This is a genomic window from Bacillus sp. JK62, assembly GCF_053663455.1.
On the sequence record NZ_JBSJQA010000001.1, the window covers coordinates 144282 to 163462 of the forward strand.

The window sequence follows — 19181 nt, forward strand, 5'->3', positions numbered from 1 at the left end:
CAAGTTCCTGTTTTCCCGCTTAAAAAAAGTATGATAAAAATAATGAAAAAATTTTGATTTTTTAGATTGACTTGAAGGTGTGTTGGGCTTACAATGTAACCAAGAAATGACCAAAATATAACCTGTAAAATCAAAATTGAAAGATGTAATCGTTTGCTTTATCCGTCACATGACCAACTTTTACATGGAAAGATTGGGATTCACCATCATTTTAGCATTTGTAAGCGTTTAATTCATGTCTTTTATATGTAAAAGATGAATATATTCATCCGTTATTATCCAGCTGACAGGATGTTTACTATTTAAGGAGGCAATGAGAATGGCAGAGATCAGAAAACTGAAAAACTACATCAATGGTGAATGGGTTGAAAGTAAGACAGATCAATATGAAGACGTTGTCAATCCGGCGACAAAAGAAGTGATGTGCCAGGTTCCGATTTCTACACGGGAGGATGTGGAATACGCCGTCCGCTCAGCGTCAGAAGCGTTTCAAACATGGTCGAAGACGGCGGTGCCGCGCCGTGCGAGAATTCTATTTAACTATCAGCAGCTTCTCCAGCAGAACAAAGAAGAGCTTGCCCGTCTGATCACTTTGGAAAACGGTAAAAACACGACAGAAGCACTCGGTGAAGTGGGACGCGGAATTGAAAACGTCGAATTCGCAGCGGGAGCGCCGTCACTCATGATGGGCGATTCACTTGCCTCTATCGCGACGGATGTAGAGGCGGCGAATTACCGCTATCCGATCGGGGTGGTCGGCGGTATCGCACCGTTCAACTTCCCGATGATGGTCCCGTGCTGGATGTTTCCGATGGCGATTTCGTTAGGAAACACTTTCATTCTGAAGCCTTCTGAGCGCACGCCGCTGTTAACGGAAAAACTGGCAGAGCTGTTTGAACAGGCCGGTCTGCCGAAGGGTGTCTTCAATGTCGTGCACGGCGCGCATGACGTCGTAAACGGCATTCTTGAGCATCCGGAGATTAAAGCCATCTCATTCGTCGGTTCAAAACCTGTCGGCGAGTATGTTTTCAAAAAAGGCAGCGAACATTTGAAACGCGTGCAGGCGTTAACGGGAGCGAAAAATCATACGATCGTGTTAAATGACGCCCACCTTGAAGATACGGTCACAAACATTATCGGCGCGGCATTCGGTTCGGCAGGAGAGCGCTGCATGGCATGCGCGGTCGTGACGGTTGAAGAGGGAATCGCCGATGAGTTTATGGCGAAATTACAGGAAAAAGCAGCGGACATCAAGATCGGAAACGGACTGGATGACGGCGTATTTTTGGGACCGGTCATCCGCGAGGACAACAAAAACCGCACGCACAGCTATATTGAAAAAGGCATCGAAGAAGGAGCGAAACTGCTTTGTGACGGCCGTGAACATGTAACGGAAGACGGCTATTTCGTCGGACCGACGATTTTTGACAACGTGACGACGGATATGACGATCTGGAAAGATGAGATCTTTGCGCCCGTTCTGTCGGTCATGCGTGTGAAAAATTTAAAAGAAGCGGTTGACATCGCCAACCAGTCTGAATTTGCGAACGGCGCCTGCCTGTTCACGTCAAATGCGAACGCGATCCGCTACTTCCGTGAGAATATTGACGCGGGAATGCTCGGCATCAACCTTGGCGTCCCGGCGCCGATGGCATTCTTCCCGTTCTCGGGCTGGAAGTCTTCTTTCTTCGGCACATTGCACGCAAACGGAAAAGACAGCGTCGACTTCTATACACGTAAAAAAGTCGTGACGGCACGATACCCGTCTCCTGACTTCAATTGATCAGACAGCCGGCCCGTCCGGCTTTGTGATTCCGTCCGGGTTTTCTTTTACCATCCATTAAGGAGGAATAAACATGAGTCATTTGCTGCGCAAACCGCAGGCCGATGAGATTTCTCAAGGCGTGACCATCATACATGACGTCACTTCAGCCAATTCAGACCTCAAATATGTCGGATTTAAAGTCGTTGATCTCGCTCCCGGCTCAACATATACAGAAGATTTGAAAAAGACGGAGTGCTGCATCGTTGCGGTAACGGGAAAAGTTACCGTCACTGATTATGATCAGACATTTGAAAGCATCGGCACCCGTGAAAGCGTATTTGATAGAAAACCGACGGACAGCGTTTATGTGTCCAATGACCGCTCTTTTGGAATCACAGCCGTCAGCGGGGCGAGGGTCGCGCTGTGCTACTCTCCGTCCGAACACCAGCTTCCGACAAAGCTGATTAAAGCGGAAGACAACGGTGTGGAACATCGCGGCAAGCTGGCAAACAAACGAACCGTTCATAACATTCTCCCCGATTCAGATCCATCGGCAAACAGCCTTCTCGTTGTTGAAGTTTACACGGACAGCGGCAACTGGTCGAGCTACCCGCCTCATAAACATGACCAAGACAATCTGCCGGCTGAATCCTTTTTAGAAGAAACCTATTACCATGAAACGGACCCGCCGCAGGGATTTGTCTTCCAGCGTGTGTACACGGACGACCGCTCGATTGACGAGACGATGACCGCAGAAAATGAAAACGTTGTCATCGTGCCGGCGGGCTATCACCCGGTTGGTGTTCCGGACGGGTATACCTCTTACTACCTGAATGTCATGGCGGGACCGACACGAAAATGGAAGTTTCATAATGATCCGGCCCATGAATGGATTCTGGAACGCTGACAAGTGAGGAGTGGCAGATAACGATGAAATATACGTTTAATGAAGAAAAAGAGTTTGATATTGTCGCGATCGGACGCGCGTGTATTGATTTGAACGCGGCGGAATACAACCGGCCGATGGAAGAAACGATGACGTTTTCTAAATATGTCGGCGGTTCCCCGGCAAATATTGCGATCGGCAGCGCTAAGCTCGGATTAAAAGCCGGTTTTATCGGCAAAATCCCGGATGACCAGCACGGCAGATTTATCGTTTCTTATATGCAGGAAAAGGGCGTTGATACGTCACAAATGACCGTTGACAGAGAAGGGCGCAAAGCGGGGCTCGCTTTTACGGAAATTCTCAGTCCCGAAGAGTGCAGCATTCTGATGTACCGGGATGACGTGGCGGATTTGCATCTAGAGCCATCCGAAGTCAATGAAGGCTACATCGCAAACGCGAAAATGCTGCTCGTATCAGGTACGGCGCTTGCGAAAAGCCCGTCGCGCGAAGCCGTCTTAAAAGCGGTGCAAATCGCAAAAAAACATGACGTAAAAGTCGTGTTTGAGCTCGACTACCGTCCGTATACATGGCAATCGGCAGAAGAAACAGCCGTGTACTACACGCTGGTTGCGGAACAATCCGATATCGTCATCGGTACGCGTGACGAATTTGACGTAATGGAAAACCGCAGCGGCGGAAATAACGATGAAACCGTCCGCCATTTGTTTGCGCACGCCGCCGACCTTGTCGTCATTAAGCACGGCGTTGACGGATCATACGCATACAGCAGATCGGGGGAAGTTTTCCGGGCGCACGCCTATAAAACAAAGGTGCTGAAGACCTTCGGAGCGGGTGATTCCTATGCGTCAGCCTTCATCTACGGACTTGTCAGCGGCCGGGATATTGAAACGGCTTTAAAATACGGGAGCGCTTCCGCTTCCATCGTCGTCAGCAAACACAGCTCCTCAGAAGCAATGCCGGCTGCCGGTGAAATCATCGAACTGATTGAAGCGCAGCACAGTCTTAACGGTAAATAGAACGTATAAAAGGTGGGATCGTTTGTGGGTAATACCATTCGCTTAACGACAGCACAAGCGCTGATTCAATTCTTGAACCGGCAGTACATTCATGTTGACGGAAAAGAAGAGCCGTTCGTTGAGGGCATCTTCACGATTTTCGGCCATGGAAATGTGTTGGGGATCGGGCAGGCGCTCGAGCAGGACGCCGGGCACCTGAAAGTCTATCAAGGCAAAAACGAACAAGGCATGGCGCATGCCGCGATGGCATACAGCAAGCAGATGCTGAGAAGAAAAATTTACGCGGTATCGACATCGGTCGGTCCGGGTGCCGCTAACTTGACGGCTGCCGCGGGTACGGCGCTGGCCAATCATATTCCGGTGCTGCTGCTTCCGGCCGATACCTTTGCGACGAGGCAGCCTGACCCGGTGCTTCAGCAGGTGGAGCAGGAATACAGCGCCGCCGTCACAACAAACGATGCGTTAAAGCCCGTGTCCCGCTATTGGGACCGCATCACCCGCCCCGAGCAGCTGATGAGCAGCTTAATCCGGGCATTTGAAGTGATGACAGATCCGGCAAAAGCGGGCCCGGCGACCATCTGCATTTCTCAGGATGTAGAGGGAGAAGCATTTGATTTTGATGAAAGCTTCTTTGAAAAACGTGTTCATTACATTGATCGGATGCAGCCGAGCGAGCGTGAACTGAAAGGCGCCGCGGAGAGAATTAAGGAGAGCAGCCGTCCCGTCATTTTGGTGGGCGGCGGCGCGAAGTACTCCGGCGCGCGTGAGGAATTAATCGCGCTTTCTGAAACATACGGCATTCCGCTTGTCGAAACGCAGGCCGGCAAGTCAACGGTTGAAGCCGATTTCGCCAACAATCTGGGCGGCATGGGCATCACGGGCACACTCGCCGCAAACAAAGCCGCCCGCCAGGCTGATCTGATCATCGGTGTCGGCACACGGTACACGGACTTTGCGACATCCTCGAAAACAGCGTTTGATTTTGACAAAGCAAAATTTTTGAATATCAACGTCAGCCGCATGCAGGCATACAAGCTTGACGCGTTTCAGGTCGTAGCCGATGCGAAAGTGACGCTCGGCAGGCTGCACGGCTTATTAGACGGATATAAAAGTGCATTCGGCACGGCGATTAAAGACTGGAAAGATGAATGGCTGGCTGAACGGGACCGGCTCGGCAAGATCACTTTTACACGTGACGCGTTCAAGCCGGAAATTAAAAACCATTTCTCACAGGACGTGTTAAACGAGTATGCCGACGCGCTCGAGACTGAGCTGCCGCAAACAACGGCGCTGTTGACCATCAATGACACGATTCCTGAAGACAGCGTCGTCATCAGTTCGGCGGGATCTCTTCCGGGGGATCTGCAGCGGCTGTGGCATTCCAATGTCCCGAATACGTACCATCTGGAGTACGGCTATTCCTGCATGGGATATGAAGTATCGGGCACGCTCGGCCTCAAGCTGGCTCATCCCGACAAAGAAGTCTATTCACTCGTCGGCGACGGAAGCTTTCTGATGCTGCACTCAGAGCTGATTACCGCGCTTCAATATAACAAAAAAATCAATGTCCTGCTCTTTGACAACTCCGGGTTCGGCTGTATCAACAACCTGCAGATGGATCACGGGAGCGGCAGCTATTTCTGCGAGTTCCGCACAGAGGACAATCAGATTTTAAACGTTGATTACGCGAAGGTGGCAGAGGGCTACGGCGCTAAAACATACAGAGCCAATACGGTTGAAGAACTGAAAGCGGCGCTTGAAGATGCGAAAACGCAAGAGGTATCCACTTTAATTGAAATGAAGGTTCTGCCGAAAACGATGACGGACGGCTATGACAGCTGGTGGCATGTCGGCGTGGCGGAAGTGTCGGAGCAGGAAAGCGTTCAGCGGGCATACGAAGCGAAAGAGATGAAGCTGAAGTCTGCGAAGCAGTACTAGAGGGGAGGCATCACGATGGGCAAACAAAATATTCTGTGGGGCATCGCTCCCATTGGGTGGCGCAATGACGATATGCCGGAGATCGGAGCCGGGAATACGCTGCAGCATTTGTTAAGCGATATTGTTGTCGCCGGTTTTCAAGGTACGGAAGTGGGAGGGTTTTTCCCTGAACCCTCCGTCCTCAATAAGGAGCTGGCTCTCCGGAACTTGCGGATTGCGGGGAAATGGTTCAGCAGCTTTATCATTCAAGACGGTATTGAAAAAACGGCTGAACAATTTACAGAACACTGTGATTATTTGCAGAAAGTCGGAGCGGATGCCGCCATCGTTTCTGAACAGACGTACAGTGTCCAAGGCTTGGACATTGATGTATTTAAGAAAAAACCGCACTTCTCAGATGAAGAATGGGATACACTGTGCCAAGGCTTGAACCGTCTCGGGAAAATCGCTGACGAATACGGGCTGGACCTCACGTTTCATCATCATCTCGGCACAGGCGTCCAGACGGCGGAAGAAGTTGACCGGCTGATGGATGGAACGGACCCGCGGTATGTCCATTTACTTTATGATACCGGCCATGCCTATATCTCGGACGGAGACTATATGACGATTCTCAACAAGCATATGGATCGGATCAGACACGTTCATTTCAAGGACGCGCGGTTTGACATTATGGAGCGGTGCAGACAGGAAGGCAAGTCATTCAGGCAGTCGTTTTTACAGGGCATTTTTACGGTTCCCGGAGACGGATGCATCGATTTTACAGAAGTGTACCAAACGCTCGTCCGTCATGATTATTCAGGCTGGATCGTCATTGAAGCCGAACAAGACCCGGCAGTCGCCAATCCGCTTGAGTACGCGCTGATTGCGAGAAAGTACATCGACAGTGAACTGCTTGATCCTGCAAATTAGAGGGGGACTTATATGAATCGTGCCAAGGCGGAATCAGCTTTCAGCAAAAGGACCATCGCCGCAGCATTAGCAAATTACATTGATGCAGGTTCCATCGTGGCAGGATCAGCGGGTTTATCTATGTGGGTCAGCTATTTGAAGCTGTCCGACAGTCAGATCGGATTGCTCGGCGCCTTCAGCGCAAACGCGATATCAGCGGCCGTCGGAGCGCTGCTCGGCGGGTATTTGGCTGATAAGGTCGGCCGAAAAGCTGTATATACAAACAGTATGCTCGTCTACGCTTTAGGAATTTGTTTGGTTTTGTTTGGATTCAACTTTCCCATGCTGTTATGCGGATACATGATTATCGGGATTTCTGTAGGCGCGGATATTACGGCTTCATGGACCATTATCGCGGAAAACGCCCCCGAAAAAAACCGGGCGAGGCATTGCGGAGTGGCGCAGGTGGCGTGGGCCGCAGGAGCCGTTGTGGTCCTGCTGTTATCCGTTTTGGTCGGTGACCTCGGGCTTTTAGGAAATAAAATTGTCTTTGCGCATCTATTGGTGATCGCCCTGATCACATATGTGATAAGAAAGCGTTTACCTGAGTCGGATGCCTGGAAAAACAGTGAAGAGCGCCCTGCCGCCGTGAAAAAAACATCTTATTTTGACTTGCTTCAGCCGAAATTTTTCAAGAACATTTTGTTTTTAATGGGTGTGTTTCTCGTATGGAATCTCGCCGCGGGCGTCATGGGATTCTTTATGCCGTACATCTACCAGCAGGTCGGCGGCGTATCCGCAAATACGGCCAACATTCTGCAGATGGCCCTGTTTATCTTCACCGGTCTCGGCGTCGCCTGTATCTTCATGCCTTTTGCAGATCAATATCGGAAAACGGTGTTCGGAATCTGCGCCTTTATGGCTGTTGTCGGCTGGTCGCTGTTTTTGCTGCCGTTTCAGGGGCTCCCGATGCTGCTTTTGTTTGTTTTAGCGATCGGCATCAATAACGGAGCCGGCCAGCAGGCGAACTACCAGCTGTGGGCAAGCGAGCTGTTCCCGACAGAACACAGAGCGTCAGCACAAGGGCTCATGTTCTTTCTCGTCCGTATTTCAATCGGAATTTGGAGTTTATTTGTGCCGGTCATCATGTCACAATTCGGCATCGGTTTTATGGCCGGTATTCTGCTCATATGTGTGACGGCCAGTATGATCATCGGGCTTGTTTTCGCACCGAATACGTCCGGCAAGTCGCTTGAACAGATACAGGAGGAACTGTACGGTGCTCCTCAGGACGGCTGCGGGAAAAAAAAGACGAGAACCATTATTTGATTATCAGAAGGAGTGGCGATCAATGAATTTACGTATAGGTGTTATCGGAACCGGTGCTATCGGAAAAGAGCACATCAACCGCATCACAAATAAGCTGTCCGGAGCGGAAATTACCGCTGTCACAGATGTGAATGAGGAGGCCGCGCAGCAGACCGTTCAGCATTTCAATTTGAACGCCTCCGTTTATCCTGATGACGACAGCCTCCTCGCTGCTGAAAATGTGGATGCTGTCTTAGTGACAAGCTGGGGCCCGGCTCACGAGTCCAGCGTGTTGAAAGCGATTCAGCACGGCAAGCACGTGTTTTGTGAAAAGCCGCTTGCGACAACGGCAGAAGGCTGTATGCGCATTGTCGAGGAAGAAATGAAGACGGGAAAACGATTGGTGCAGGTAGGTTTCATGCGCAGATATGACAGCGGTTACGTTCAGCTGAAAGAAGCGATCGACAACCGTGCGGTCGGCGAGCCGCTGATGATTCACTGTGCGCACCGCAACCCGACAGTCGCAGCGAATTATTCAACGGACATGGCCGTCGTCGATACGCTCGTTCATGAAATTGATGTCCTCCACTGGCTTGTCAATGACGACTATGAATCCGTACAAGTCATCTATCCGAAGAAATCAAAAAATGCGCTGCCGCATCTGAAAGATCCGCAGATGGTCATCATCGAAACAAAAGGCGGCATCGTCATCAATGCAGAAATCTATGTGAACTGTAAATACGGCTATGACATTCAATGTGAAATCGTCGGGGAAGACGGCGTCATTAAGCTTCCGGAACCGTCAAGCATCAGCTTGAGAAAAGAAGGGAAATTCAGCACCGATATTCTGATGGACTGGCAGCGTCGATTTGTGGCTGCGTATGATGTGGAAATTCAGGACTTCATTGATTCGATCCGGAAAAAAGGCGAAGTCAGCGGTCCGACGGCATGGGACGGTTATATTGCCGCGGTGACAACAGACGCGTGCGTAAAAGCTCAGGAATCCGGACAGAAAGAGCCAGTGGTGTTGCAAGAGAAACCGGCATTCTATCAATCATTTACGACTGTGAACAAATAATAGATTTGGAGTGAAAGCAATGAAACTGGCCTTAGATCCATCCATGTACCGCGATGATTTAACGTTAGAGGAAATGGTCTATAAAACGGCGGAACTCGGATACGAATATATCGAACTGTCCCCGCGTGAGGATTTTTGTCCTTTCTACAAATATCCGAAAGTCGATTCAGCAAAAATCAAACAATTGAAGCGCCTTTTAAAGGATACAGGTGTGAAGCTGTCCTCTCTTCTTCCGCTTTACCACTGGGCGGGTCCTGATGAAGACCGCCGCCAGGCCGCCGTGCGCAACTGGAAACGGGCGATCGAAATTGCGGTTGAACTTGAAGTGGATTTGATGAACAGTGAATTCAGCGGTTCAAAGTATGATCCGTTGACAAGTGAAGAAAAATTCATCAAATCCATGGATGAGCTGCTGCCCGTCTTTGAAAAAGAAGGCGTTAAACTCAACCTTCAAGCCCATCCATACGATTTTATCGAAACGCACAAAGGTGCGATGGATATGATCCGCGCGCTCGATAAGGATTGGATCAACCTTGTCTACTCGACTGCGCATACGTTCTTCTATGATGACGGCAAAGGCGATATCGAAACCATGTTTGATGAAGCCGGCGACCGCCTCACGCATGTTTTATTTGCAGATACTTTTAATCATAAAGCGGCGCACGGCCTGCGTTACATCGTCAATCCGCCTGATGCGAAAGTAACGGTTCACCAGCATTTGGACATCGGGCAAGGCGAGGTCGATTTTGAGACGATTTTCAGAAAGATGAGAGAGATGAAATTCGACGGAATTGCGACGAACGCCGTGTTTGCTTGGGTCGGCGAAAGAGCGGATGAATCAAGCCGGATCATGCTTAAGAAATTAAAAGAAGAACTGGGTATGGCATAAGCTGAGTATGGAGTTCGGCGGATCGGAGTAAAAATGCCCTCCAGCCGGACTCCCTTCATATCGAAAACGCGGATGGGAGAGGCTGACATGAAACTTTGCTTTAATGAAGCGACTACGCTGGAGAATTCAAACCTGAAACAGGATTTAGAACTGTGCGAAAAGCACTGCTATGATTATATTGAAATCCGCACAATGGATAAGCTGCCGGAATACTTAAAAGACCATTCACTGGCCGATCTGGCGGAATATTTTCAAACCCATCACATTAAACCGCTTGCCCTGAACGCCCTGGTTTTCTTCAACAACCGTGATGAGAAGGGCTATAGGGAGATCATTTCGGAATTCAAAAGCATGATGGAAACCTGCAGGACGCTCGGCGTGAAATATGTGGTGGCCGTGCCGCTTGTGACAGAGCGGAAAATCTTGAAAGAAGAGATTAAAAAGAGCAGCGCAGAGGTGCTGACTGAGCTTTCGGACATCGCGGAGCCGTATGGCGTAAACATTGCCCTTGAATTTGTCGGCCACCCGCAATGCACGGTCAATACATTTGAACAGGCGTATGACATCGTGAACGCTGTCGGCCGCGATAATGTCGGACTGGTGTTTGACAGCTTCCATTTCCACGCGATGGGCTCCAATATTGAGAGCTTGAAGCAGGCGGACGGAAAGAAAATTTTCATCTATCATATCGACGATACAGAAGACTTTCCGATCGGCTTTTTAACGGATGAAGACCGCGTCTGGCCTGGGCAGGGTGCGATTGACTTAGACGCCCATCTGTCAGCGTTAAAAGAAATTGGATTCAATGATGTTGTCTCCGTAGAGCTGTTCAGACCTGAATATTATAAGCTGACTGCGGAGGAAACGATCAAAACGGCAAAGGAAACAACGGAAGCCGTCGTATCAAAATACTTCATGAAGGAGGCGTGAACATGGCTTTTGTCACCATGAAACATCTTCTTGCAGAAGCGAAACGGGAGCATTATGCAGTCGGCCAGTTTAATATCAACGGCCTCCAATGGACGAAGGCGATTCTGCAAGCGGCGCAAAAAGAGCAATCGCCGGTCATCGCCGCGGCTTCCGATCGTCTGGTCGACTATTTAGGCGGGTTTAAAACAATTGCCGCCATGGTCGGCGCGTTAATGGAAGAAATGGCGATTACCGTTCCCGTCGTGCTCCATCTTGATCACGGAAGCAGTGCGGAACGCTGCAGACAGGCCATTGACGCCGGATTCAGCTCAGTGATGATTGACGGCTCTCATCATCCGATTGATGAGAACATCGCGATGACAAAAGAAGTCGCCGATTATGCCGCAAAGCACGGCGTCTCAGTAGAAGCAGAAGTCGGCACGGTCGGCGGCATGGAAGACGGGCTGGTCGGCGGGGTCCGCTATGCCGATATCGCCGAATGTGAGCGGATCGTGAAAGAAACCAATATCGATGCGCTGGCCGCCGCCCTCGGCTCCGTCCACGGCAAATATCAGGGCGAGCCCAATCTCGGATTTAAAGAAATGGCGGCTATCTCCCGCATGACTGATATTCCCCTCGTTCTCCACGGAGCATCCGGGATTCCGCAGGATCAGATCAAAAAAGCCATCACGCTCGGCCACGCGAAAATCAATATCAACACGGAATGTATGGTAGCCTGGACAGACGAAACACGACGCATGTTTCAGGAAAACGGCGATCTGTACGAACCGCGCGGCTACATGACACCCGGCATTGAAGCCGTGGAAGAGACGGTGCGAAGCAAAATGAGAGAGTTCGGATCAGCCGGTAAAGCCGTAAAACAGCAGGTCGGCTGAAGAAAAAGCACTCACAACATCGTGAGTGCTTTCGTCTTTCCGGTTATTTCGTTCTTGCGTTTCACCAAAGTATCACAATCAAATCAACCTGTTGCTGACTGAGAGCGATTGGTAAAGGTAGATGGTGTCAAAGTCATTGATAAACACATGGTTATGTTCGACAGCGGCAAGATTTTTTCTAAATGGGGGATTGCTCTGGCTTGTTTTGTTTCAGTCTTTCAAATTGTAGTCTGCGAACATGGAGATAAAGGGTATAGCACGCGTTATTGAAATAAAATAAAGTCAGCGGCCCAAAGTTTTTCCAGTGGGTTCATTGAGGAAAAGGGGCTTTTCCAGCGTAGCTTTCTGTCTATCCCCTACTTGTTTTATCCATAAGTCATAATAATATCCCCTTTTCTCTAATAACTCTTGATGTTTTCCTTTTTCGACTATTTTTCCTTGATCTAATACCACTATTAAATCAGAGTCTTGGCTGCTTAAAAGACGATGAGTTATTACAATACGGGTAATATTTGATTTTGCAAAGTATTCGTCAATTTTATGCTCTGTTAATGTATCCAAGTTACTTGTTATTTCATCTAAAATGACTACAGAAGGGTTATCGACGATAGCTCTTGCTATTGCTATGCGCTGACGCTGCCCTCCTGACAACATACTGCCATTTTCCCCGATAATTGTGTTATATCCCATTGGCATTCTTATTATATCTTCGTGTAACTGCACTCTCTTTGCTGCTTGTTCAATTTTATCTTGAGATAAGCTTTTAAATCCAGCTATATTGTTTGCAATAGTATCATTGAAAAGAAAGCTTTCTTGTAATACGACCCCCATTTGTTTTCGGAGCTCGTAAAGGTTTAAATTCTTCAAGTCTTCTTCACCATATAATACTTTTCCCTTAGTGGGTTTGTATAACCCCAGTATAATTCTTGATAAAGTTGTCTTTCCACTACCTGTACGGCCTACCAGAGCTAATTTAGTACCTGACTTAATGTTTAATGAAACTTCTTTAAGAATATGTAAGCTCTGGTGCGTAAATGTGACATTTTCAAGTTTTATGTCCTGTTTTGATAGTTCAGTTTCAATTATTGAAGTTTGGTTGAGTTGTTCGGGCTCAGTTTCCATAACATCTTGCATTCGTTCAAAAGTGTCACCGACCAATTGAAATTGTTGCATGCTTGTTATTAAAGAAGCAATCGGCAACAAGAAAGATGTTCCTAAACTGCTAAACCCTAATAAGCCTCCGAGTGTTAAATTTCCGGTGATAACTTCTTTTGATCCAAACCATAATAAGAGAAGGGGTGCACAATATCGGATGCTTATACTTATGCTATCCATTATAGCGTCTAAGTGGTATCGCTGTGAAAATGCTTCGATTTGTTTATCATAGTAATTTGACCACTTTGTTAGGATAGAATGATCTAAACCATTTGATTTAATAAAAGTGATAGCTCTTAGAGCTTCCACCAAAAAACTTTGTGTAGTTGTTTGAATTGATAAGTCATTATGGATTAAATTTTTTATTCTTGGAATCAAAATCATCATTAGTAAGAATTGAATAATTGCCAATCCAATAGCAAAAAATGCAAGCTTAAATGATTGAGTTAACATAGCAATAAAAAATGAAATCAAAGTAATAATATCTAGTACTACTGTTACTCCATTCTTAGCCATAATCTCCCTTATAATGGAAATGTTACTTACTCTCATTGCAATATCACCGGTTGTTCGATTTTCATAAAAATTAAGAGGTAATTTTAATAAATGTTCCACAAAATCGTTTGAAATGCTTTTACTTATAATAGCTTGAAGTTTAATTGTGAAATAATTGCGGAGAAACATAACAAGTCCCAATATAAAAACTGCTATGATGACTACAATTCCTAAAAATAGAAAAGAATTTGTTGATTTACTTATTAAAGAATGATCCACTAAATATTTAATTAAAAAAGGAACGGCTAAGAAGACTACTTGTGTGATCAGTGAAAAGAGAATGATAAGTGAAACAATAGTACGGCTTTTAACTATATAACGTAAATAATACTTTGCTGCGGGTGATGGCATCATCTCTTTAAATCTATCTGACTTCGTAAAAGTCAAGATTACCTTGCTATAATGTCTTTTAAATTCTTCTTCGGATAATCTCAACTTTCCTCTGTTGGGGTCAATTATATGAAAAAGACCTTTTTTAATCTGTTCTAAAACCACAAAGTGCCGTTCATCCCAAAATATGATGCAGGGAAGATATGAATGGATATATTTTTTCAAATCTTTAAATGAAACTTGGTATACTTTGCAGTTAAGCCCATAGTATTCTGATACTGATTTTAAAATGGATACAGATACGCCATTTCTTTGGGCATCACATTGTTCACTTATTTTATTTAGAGATATAGTACTCCCATAGTAACTTAAAATCATGGTGAGGCAGGCGGGCCCGCACTCATATTGTCCCATTTGCCTTACTAGAGGAACTCTTCTTCTCATTGGATCACTCCTAAGAAATAGAGCCTTAACAAAGTAAGGCTCATTTTAATTTTACAATTTTAGTTCTAAAGGTGATTGGAGTCTCAAAACTGATGGCACTTCAGTCGGTGCAAAAATCTTAAGCAATCCAAGTCCTATACCTGCATACCCCATCATTAAGGATGGGGATTCGTTATTTTTTTCAAATCCAGTTAACCATCCTCTGAGCTTTATATCATTTAAAATTTTATGGCTTAGTTCTGTTACATTTACGCTTAACTTTTTATTAAAGTTTTCCGCTGCGTACATAAGGATGTCCAGATTACCTAAATCACCATGGCATAAAGAATGATCATGTTCAAAACCATATTTTAGGGTTGTATTAATGGCGACATGTGCTTCATCCTTTATCAATTCATTTTGATTGTGTGGCAGGATCAATATTCTGCCTAATCCTATGCCTGCTGCGCCATTACACCAAGCAACAAAATTATCATTTCGAAACTGTCCGTTTTCAAGTTTAATATCTGCCCAATTGTTTTTTTCCGGAATAAACAAAGTTCTTTCAAATTCTAATGCTTTTTCAGCTACCTCTTTAAATACAGTTTGCTCAGTAATTGCGTAAATTTCATAAAGAGCCCATATAATTCCTGAGGCACCATGAGCAAACCCGGAGGCTGGCGTTGGGTTTGCCGGGACTTTCCATCCAACTCCCTTTTCCATAACGTTAATATTTTGAATAAGACGATTTCCGCATTTTGTAATCAAGTTTAAGATTTGTTCTTCTTTATACCGTTTAAACAAATTTATTAAAATAACTGCTGTTCCAGCCACCCCTGTTAAAATATCGTTGTTTTCATCCCTTTCGATCAAAGAATCTAATTTGTTGAGGGCAGAATGAAGTTCGTTTTTCAATAGTTGTTCATCATTCCATAATTTTGATAAATGATCCAACAAATAAAGGTAAGAAGCAATCCCCCCAAAGGCACCCAAATCACTAGATGCAGACATATTTTTGTGTACTGCCACTAAAGCTTTTTTAGATAGTTTGGTGTATTTTTCATCGTTAGAGAGGCGACCTAAATAAGCAAGGAAGAGAGAAATACCTCCTACACCCTCGTATAATGAACTATTTGCAGCTGAAATCTTGAATTGATCCTCTCGTTGATTGTCAACAAACGATCCAATCCAAGATACATCCTCTTGTCCATCTAACTGTTCACCTTCAATCGCCCTACTAGCAAGAAAGTCTCCAATTTTAATAGCTTCTTGAAAAAAATCTTTTGGGTTAAATACGTGTAATCGAGGATTTATATCAAATACTTTATGTTTACGATAAGAATCCTTAATTACTAAAATAGCTGTTTTTATAAAGCTTACTTGTTCATGACAGTCACTTTCATTCATTTCATTTATTTTTTCCTTTGTCTCATTTAAGGCACTTGTTTTAAAAAAATTGTTGATTTTTCGACCGTTGGAATCCCACATATTTGTAGATTCAGGCTTGCTTGTGAAATATGGGATATCCCCAAGAAATAAGTCGTCCTTTTCACTATTTACAACTTGGTTCAATCGTGGATTCAATTTGGTATCTAACCACAATTTATCTAAAATCATTTCACGATCTAAGCCGTCTCTCATGAAATCTGGATGTAAACTTATTTTCAGAAGGTTTGCATAGCGAGATGTACCACGCAATATTTGTCTTACAGTAACTCCTTTAAAAGAATCTATTTGTTCGAGCATGTCTTGTTTATATTTCATGAAAAGGAAGTAGGTTTCTTCAAATCCTTTTATAATATCTCCTTCGTAAGCAACACTATTAATGATTTGCCCATGCAGCATAGGTCTATGTTGACTAACTGGAATTGGAAAGTTTTTTTCTTCTATCCTGACCGTATCTTTATCTCGATCAACTATTGTACTGGTTTTATGCGGAGATACTTGTCCTTCTTGTGCACCTAATGCACTAAGGTCAATTCCTTCAAATCCAGCTTTACTATTTATTTTTCTCGGTAATAACCCAATCCGCAAAACTGAACGTTCAATATGTTCTTGTGCGCGACTAAAAGCACTGGTATCTGTATACGTGGAATTATTATGAAATAAAGATTCTAAATCAACTAAAATAGGATATTCTCCCTCAGCAATTAAATTTTGCATATGAAAATCTACCGCATTCATTGCATATAAGATAGCTAAATAACTTCCAATACGCCAATAAAATTTTCCAATTTGCAGTTCTTCCTGACATTCTTTATAAGAGATAAACTGGGTCCATCCATAAGATTTTTTGTTAAGTGTGTGCACAGTTTTTAAGTCAAAACTTAAATTTTTACCATTTAGATAATTTACAAACTTATTGAATTTTACGTCTATTTCTAAGGAACGAGGTTTATACACAATTTTAATTCCAGTCTCAAAGTTTAAAATGGCGACTGTTTTTCCTTTGTTATGAGTATCTGAGACGCTACTTCCTGTATCGATGGATATAACTTTTCCTAATTTTTGACCATTAGTAAACTCAGATTCTAATAGCCCTTTATCCTGATGAAATCTTATAAGGAGTTCAGAAGTATTTTGAATCCAATACATTGTTTTTGTTGCTAACAGTCTTGTTAAAACTATGTATTCTTCTCGAATTGATCGAACATATGCCGGGTCATTTAAAAGGACTTTATTGAAATAAGAGGCTCGTTCTTCAGAAGTTTCACCTCGGAGCTTTCCTGCTACCCTTGCTACATTTAACTCCAATATTAATATCCGACTACTTATAGCTGACAAAGTTTCACCAAGAATATTAAGTGAATCATCAATTACAGACGGACTAAGTTCTTCCTTTATCAGAGATTTATTAGAGTGAGAATATAATACTTCCTCTAATTTTCCTCTTGCTATTTTCAAAAATGGTTTTATAAAACTAAAGAAGAGAATATCTTTTCTAACTTCTATATTTACATCTTTATAGGATTGTTCATCAACTAGCTGAATAATTTCTAGCCATCCTAGATGATCACTTTCATTAATAAATTCCACTTCTTTTGCATTGATAGTATGCTTTAGAGTTTCTTCATCAATATTTTGGGTGGCTAATACATTCTCAATTCGAATCCCCTCATCACTTTCAACAAGGCTTTTCCATCTTTCGAAGCGTCTGTTTGTTAGTTCATCCCAATTAGTATTAAGTGGACGCCTTACTTTTCTTTCACTTATCGAAGAAGATCTATTCCATACCGAATTCCATTTTAATTTTGTATGCATATTGAACACCTCATTTTTAATAAATTTGAACAATTAAGATTCCTTAATTATCCATAAATATAGCAGGGTTATTTAAAAGTTAAAAGAATTTCAAAAGAAGTTTAGGTTTATTTTATATGTGTTTATTAAGAATATTTAATATTTGAAATAAACACCACAAAAAGAATAATTGTGTAGTATGATAGTTTAAAATTTACAGGAGGAGAAAAAATGAGTATTTCAATATTAAAAGATAAAAAGTTATTGATCGGGATTTGCGGATCAATCTCATCTGTCGGCATCTCCTCGTATCTCTTATATTTTAAAAGTTTCTTTAAGGAAACAAGGGTTGTTATGACAAAAACAGCGGAAGACCTTATTCCAGCTCCTACTGTTTCTTATTTTTGTGACCATGTATACTCAGAACATGGGGAAAACGGAAAAAGACATAGCCACGTAGAAATTGGCCGCTGGGCGGACATATATTGCATTATTCCAGCTACAGCGAACATCTTAGGACAAACTGCTAATGGTGTAGCAATGAATTTAGTTGCAACTACTGTATTAGCTCATCCACATAACACTATTTTCTTCCCTAATATGAACGATTTAATGTGGAATAAAACAGTTGTTTCCAGGAATATTGAACAATTAAGAAAAGATGGGCATATTGTTATTGACCCAGTTGAAATTATGGCGTTTGAGATCGCGACGGGTACAAGAAAACCTAATCGTGGTCTAATTACACCCGACAAAGCTTTATTAGCAATAGAAAAAGGGTTTAGAGAAAGAACAAAACACCCCTCACTAACATAAATGGGATGACTCAAAAGTCATTTTAAAATGATTTTTGGGTCATCCTTTTTACACAACATTTTTTGAGTCTGCTTTTTTTTCAAGACAAATATATGTACTGTCAGATAGGAGGTACCCTTTTCCAAACTTTGTTTGAAGAATCTTTGGATCTCCAGGATTATCCTCTACTTTTTCTCTAAGAGAACTAATGTGTACATAGAGACTTGACCTACCAGTAAGGTCAGCGTATTCAATAAGTTCTTCAGAACAGACTATTTTATTTGAATTTAAATAAAGCAAATATAAAATTTTAAATTCTTGTATTGCCAGAGGGATATATTCATTCTTTTTCCAAATACAATGCTTTCCAACGTCGAAAAAAGTTGTAAAAGACAATTGAAAAACATTATGTTTTAGGGTTGAAACATTATTTATTTGATTTAATATTGGACCAGGGTTATAATCTGAAACGTTAGTTTCTAAGGAGTTAAGTATTATGACTGGGCAAGATATCGATTTTATCAGTTGCAACACTAAATCATTAGGGTGGCAAGTATCGATGATTACAGAGGAAAAATTTTCCTTGGATATTATTTGTTTTAATTCATCCAATGTGTTAACATTTATTATTTCATTACTATCTGGCGTTAATAAATGATTCATATATGCTTGGAAATAGCTATTTTCTGAACAAACGAGAGTTTTCCCCAACGATTTACCCTCCTGTTTTTTAAGAATTTTCTAATATTTTATATAATAAAATATAGGCTGTTCCTTCTGAAGGGAAACAGCCTATATAAATCAAATTAGCAAATACATTCAGAAGTTAGAGTACAAACACCGCCGCCACCAGGCAATGTAAAAGTACATGCTGCTTCCATGTCTCCCGCACCTACTAACTTATCCATTTGTGCTTCTTTCAGCTCACTGAATGGGTTACCAGCTGGATTTTGTGTAGAATTTTCACGGGAAAAAGGATCTTTCCATGAACGAATGATAGCTTCTTGACTCATTGTATTCACCCCCCTTATTAAGTATAGTATTATATTAACTCATAATCAAAAAAATGGAAGAGATATTATTAAA

Annotated in this window: 15 protein-coding genes; 11 read left to right on the forward strand and 4 right to left on the reverse strand. The window is 43.6% G+C overall.

Features of this window, described 5'->3' with window-relative positions; all coding sequences use genetic code 11:
* Positions 1-319 precede the first annotated feature (319 nt).
* From iolA to iolJ, 10 genes are all read left to right on the forward strand, one after another.
* On the forward strand, positions 320-1783 hold the full coding sequence (gene iolA, locus ACWJJ4_RS00740; RefSeq protein WP_172615101.1) for a methylmalonate-semialdehyde dehydrogenase: 1464 nt from the start codon (positions 320-322) through the stop codon (positions 1781-1783).
* Between the two features lie 73 nt (positions 1784-1856).
* Positions 1857-2672, forward strand: a complete 816-nt coding sequence (iolB, locus tag ACWJJ4_RS00745; RefSeq protein WP_015387476.1) for a 5-deoxy-glucuronate isomerase — start codon at positions 1857-1859, stop codon at positions 2670-2672.
* Between the two features lie 23 nt (positions 2673-2695).
* Positions 2696-3688, forward strand: a complete 993-nt coding sequence (gene iolC / locus ACWJJ4_RS00750; protein ID WP_077723074.1) for a 5-dehydro-2-deoxygluconokinase — start codon at positions 2696-2698, stop codon at positions 3686-3688.
* Between the two features lie 24 nt (positions 3689-3712).
* Positions 3713-5626 carry a 3D-(3,5/4)-trihydroxycyclohexane-1,2-dione acylhydrolase (decyclizing) gene (gene iolD / locus ACWJJ4_RS00755; protein WP_172615099.1) on the forward strand — a complete coding sequence of 638 codons (1914 nt, stop codon included), beginning with the start codon at positions 3713-3715 and terminating at the stop codon, positions 5624-5626.
* A 15-nt stretch (positions 5627-5641) separates the two neighbouring features.
* The gene (gene iolE, locus ACWJJ4_RS00760; protein WP_102422099.1) at positions 5642-6538 is read left to right on the forward strand and encodes a myo-inosose-2 dehydratase; all 897 of its coding nucleotides are present in this window, start codon (positions 5642-5644) and stop codon (positions 6536-6538) included.
* A 12-nt stretch (positions 6539-6550) separates the two neighbouring features.
* Positions 6551-7846, forward strand: a complete 1296-nt coding sequence (locus ACWJJ4_RS00765) for an MFS transporter (RefSeq protein ID WP_454021356.1) — start codon at positions 6551-6553, stop codon at positions 7844-7846.
* A gap of 22 nt (positions 7847-7868) precedes the next feature.
* Positions 7869-8903 carry a Gfo/Idh/MocA family protein gene (locus tag ACWJJ4_RS00770; protein ID WP_454021357.1) on the forward strand — a complete coding sequence of 345 codons (1035 nt, stop codon included), beginning with the start codon at positions 7869-7871 and terminating at the stop codon, positions 8901-8903.
* Positions 8904-8922: 19 nt separating this feature from the next.
* Positions 8923-9792: a sugar phosphate isomerase/epimerase family protein gene (locus ACWJJ4_RS00775; protein WP_014306128.1), complete on the forward strand. Its 870-nt coding sequence runs from the start codon at positions 8923-8925 to the stop codon at positions 9790-9792.
* A gap of 87 nt (positions 9793-9879) precedes the next feature.
* A complete protein-coding gene (gene iolI / locus ACWJJ4_RS00780; RefSeq protein ID WP_173612900.1) occupies positions 9880-10722 on the forward strand; it encodes a 2-keto-myo-inositol isomerase in 843 nt (280 codons plus the stop codon).
* Between the two features lie 2 nt (positions 10723-10724).
* On the forward strand, positions 10725-11597 hold the full coding sequence (gene iolJ / locus ACWJJ4_RS00785; RefSeq protein WP_058906460.1) for a 6-phospho-5-dehydro-2-deoxy-D-gluconate aldolase: 873 nt from the start codon (positions 10725-10727) through the stop codon (positions 11595-11597).
* A gap of 282 nt (positions 11598-11879) precedes the next feature.
* Here iolJ and ACWJJ4_RS00790 read toward each other — a convergent pair whose 3' ends face one another.
* Both ACWJJ4_RS00790 and ACWJJ4_RS00795 read right to left on the reverse strand, forming a co-directional pair.
* Complete coding sequence (locus ACWJJ4_RS00790) at positions 11880-14081, reverse strand: peptidase domain-containing ABC transporter (protein ID WP_146283921.1); 2202 nt, start codon at positions 14079-14081, stop codon at positions 11880-11882.
* A gap of 51 nt (positions 14082-14132) precedes the next feature.
* Complete coding sequence (locus ACWJJ4_RS00795) at positions 14133-17321, reverse strand: type 2 lanthipeptide synthetase LanM family protein (protein WP_146283922.1); 3189 nt, start codon at positions 17319-17321, stop codon at positions 14133-14135.
* 210 nt (positions 17322-17531) lie between these two features.
* Here ACWJJ4_RS00795 and ACWJJ4_RS00800 point away from each other — a divergent pair, with 210 nt between their 5' ends.
* A complete protein-coding gene (locus ACWJJ4_RS00800; RefSeq protein WP_077723065.1) occupies positions 17532-18116 on the forward strand; it encodes a flavoprotein in 585 nt (194 codons plus the stop codon).
* A 48-nt stretch (positions 18117-18164) separates the two neighbouring features.
* Here the strand turns inward: ACWJJ4_RS00800 and ACWJJ4_RS00805 are convergent, their stop codons facing one another.
* The gene (locus ACWJJ4_RS00805; protein WP_007614849.1) at positions 18165-18806 is read right to left on the reverse strand and encodes a response regulator transcription factor; all 642 of its coding nucleotides are present in this window, start codon (positions 18804-18806) and stop codon (positions 18165-18167) included.
* Between the two features lie 95 nt (positions 18807-18901).
* Entirely contained in the window at positions 18902-19108 is a 207-nt protein-coding gene (locus tag ACWJJ4_RS00810; protein WP_029325769.1) for a plantaricin C family lantibiotic, read from the reverse strand.
* Positions 19109-19181: the final 73 nt, after the last annotated feature.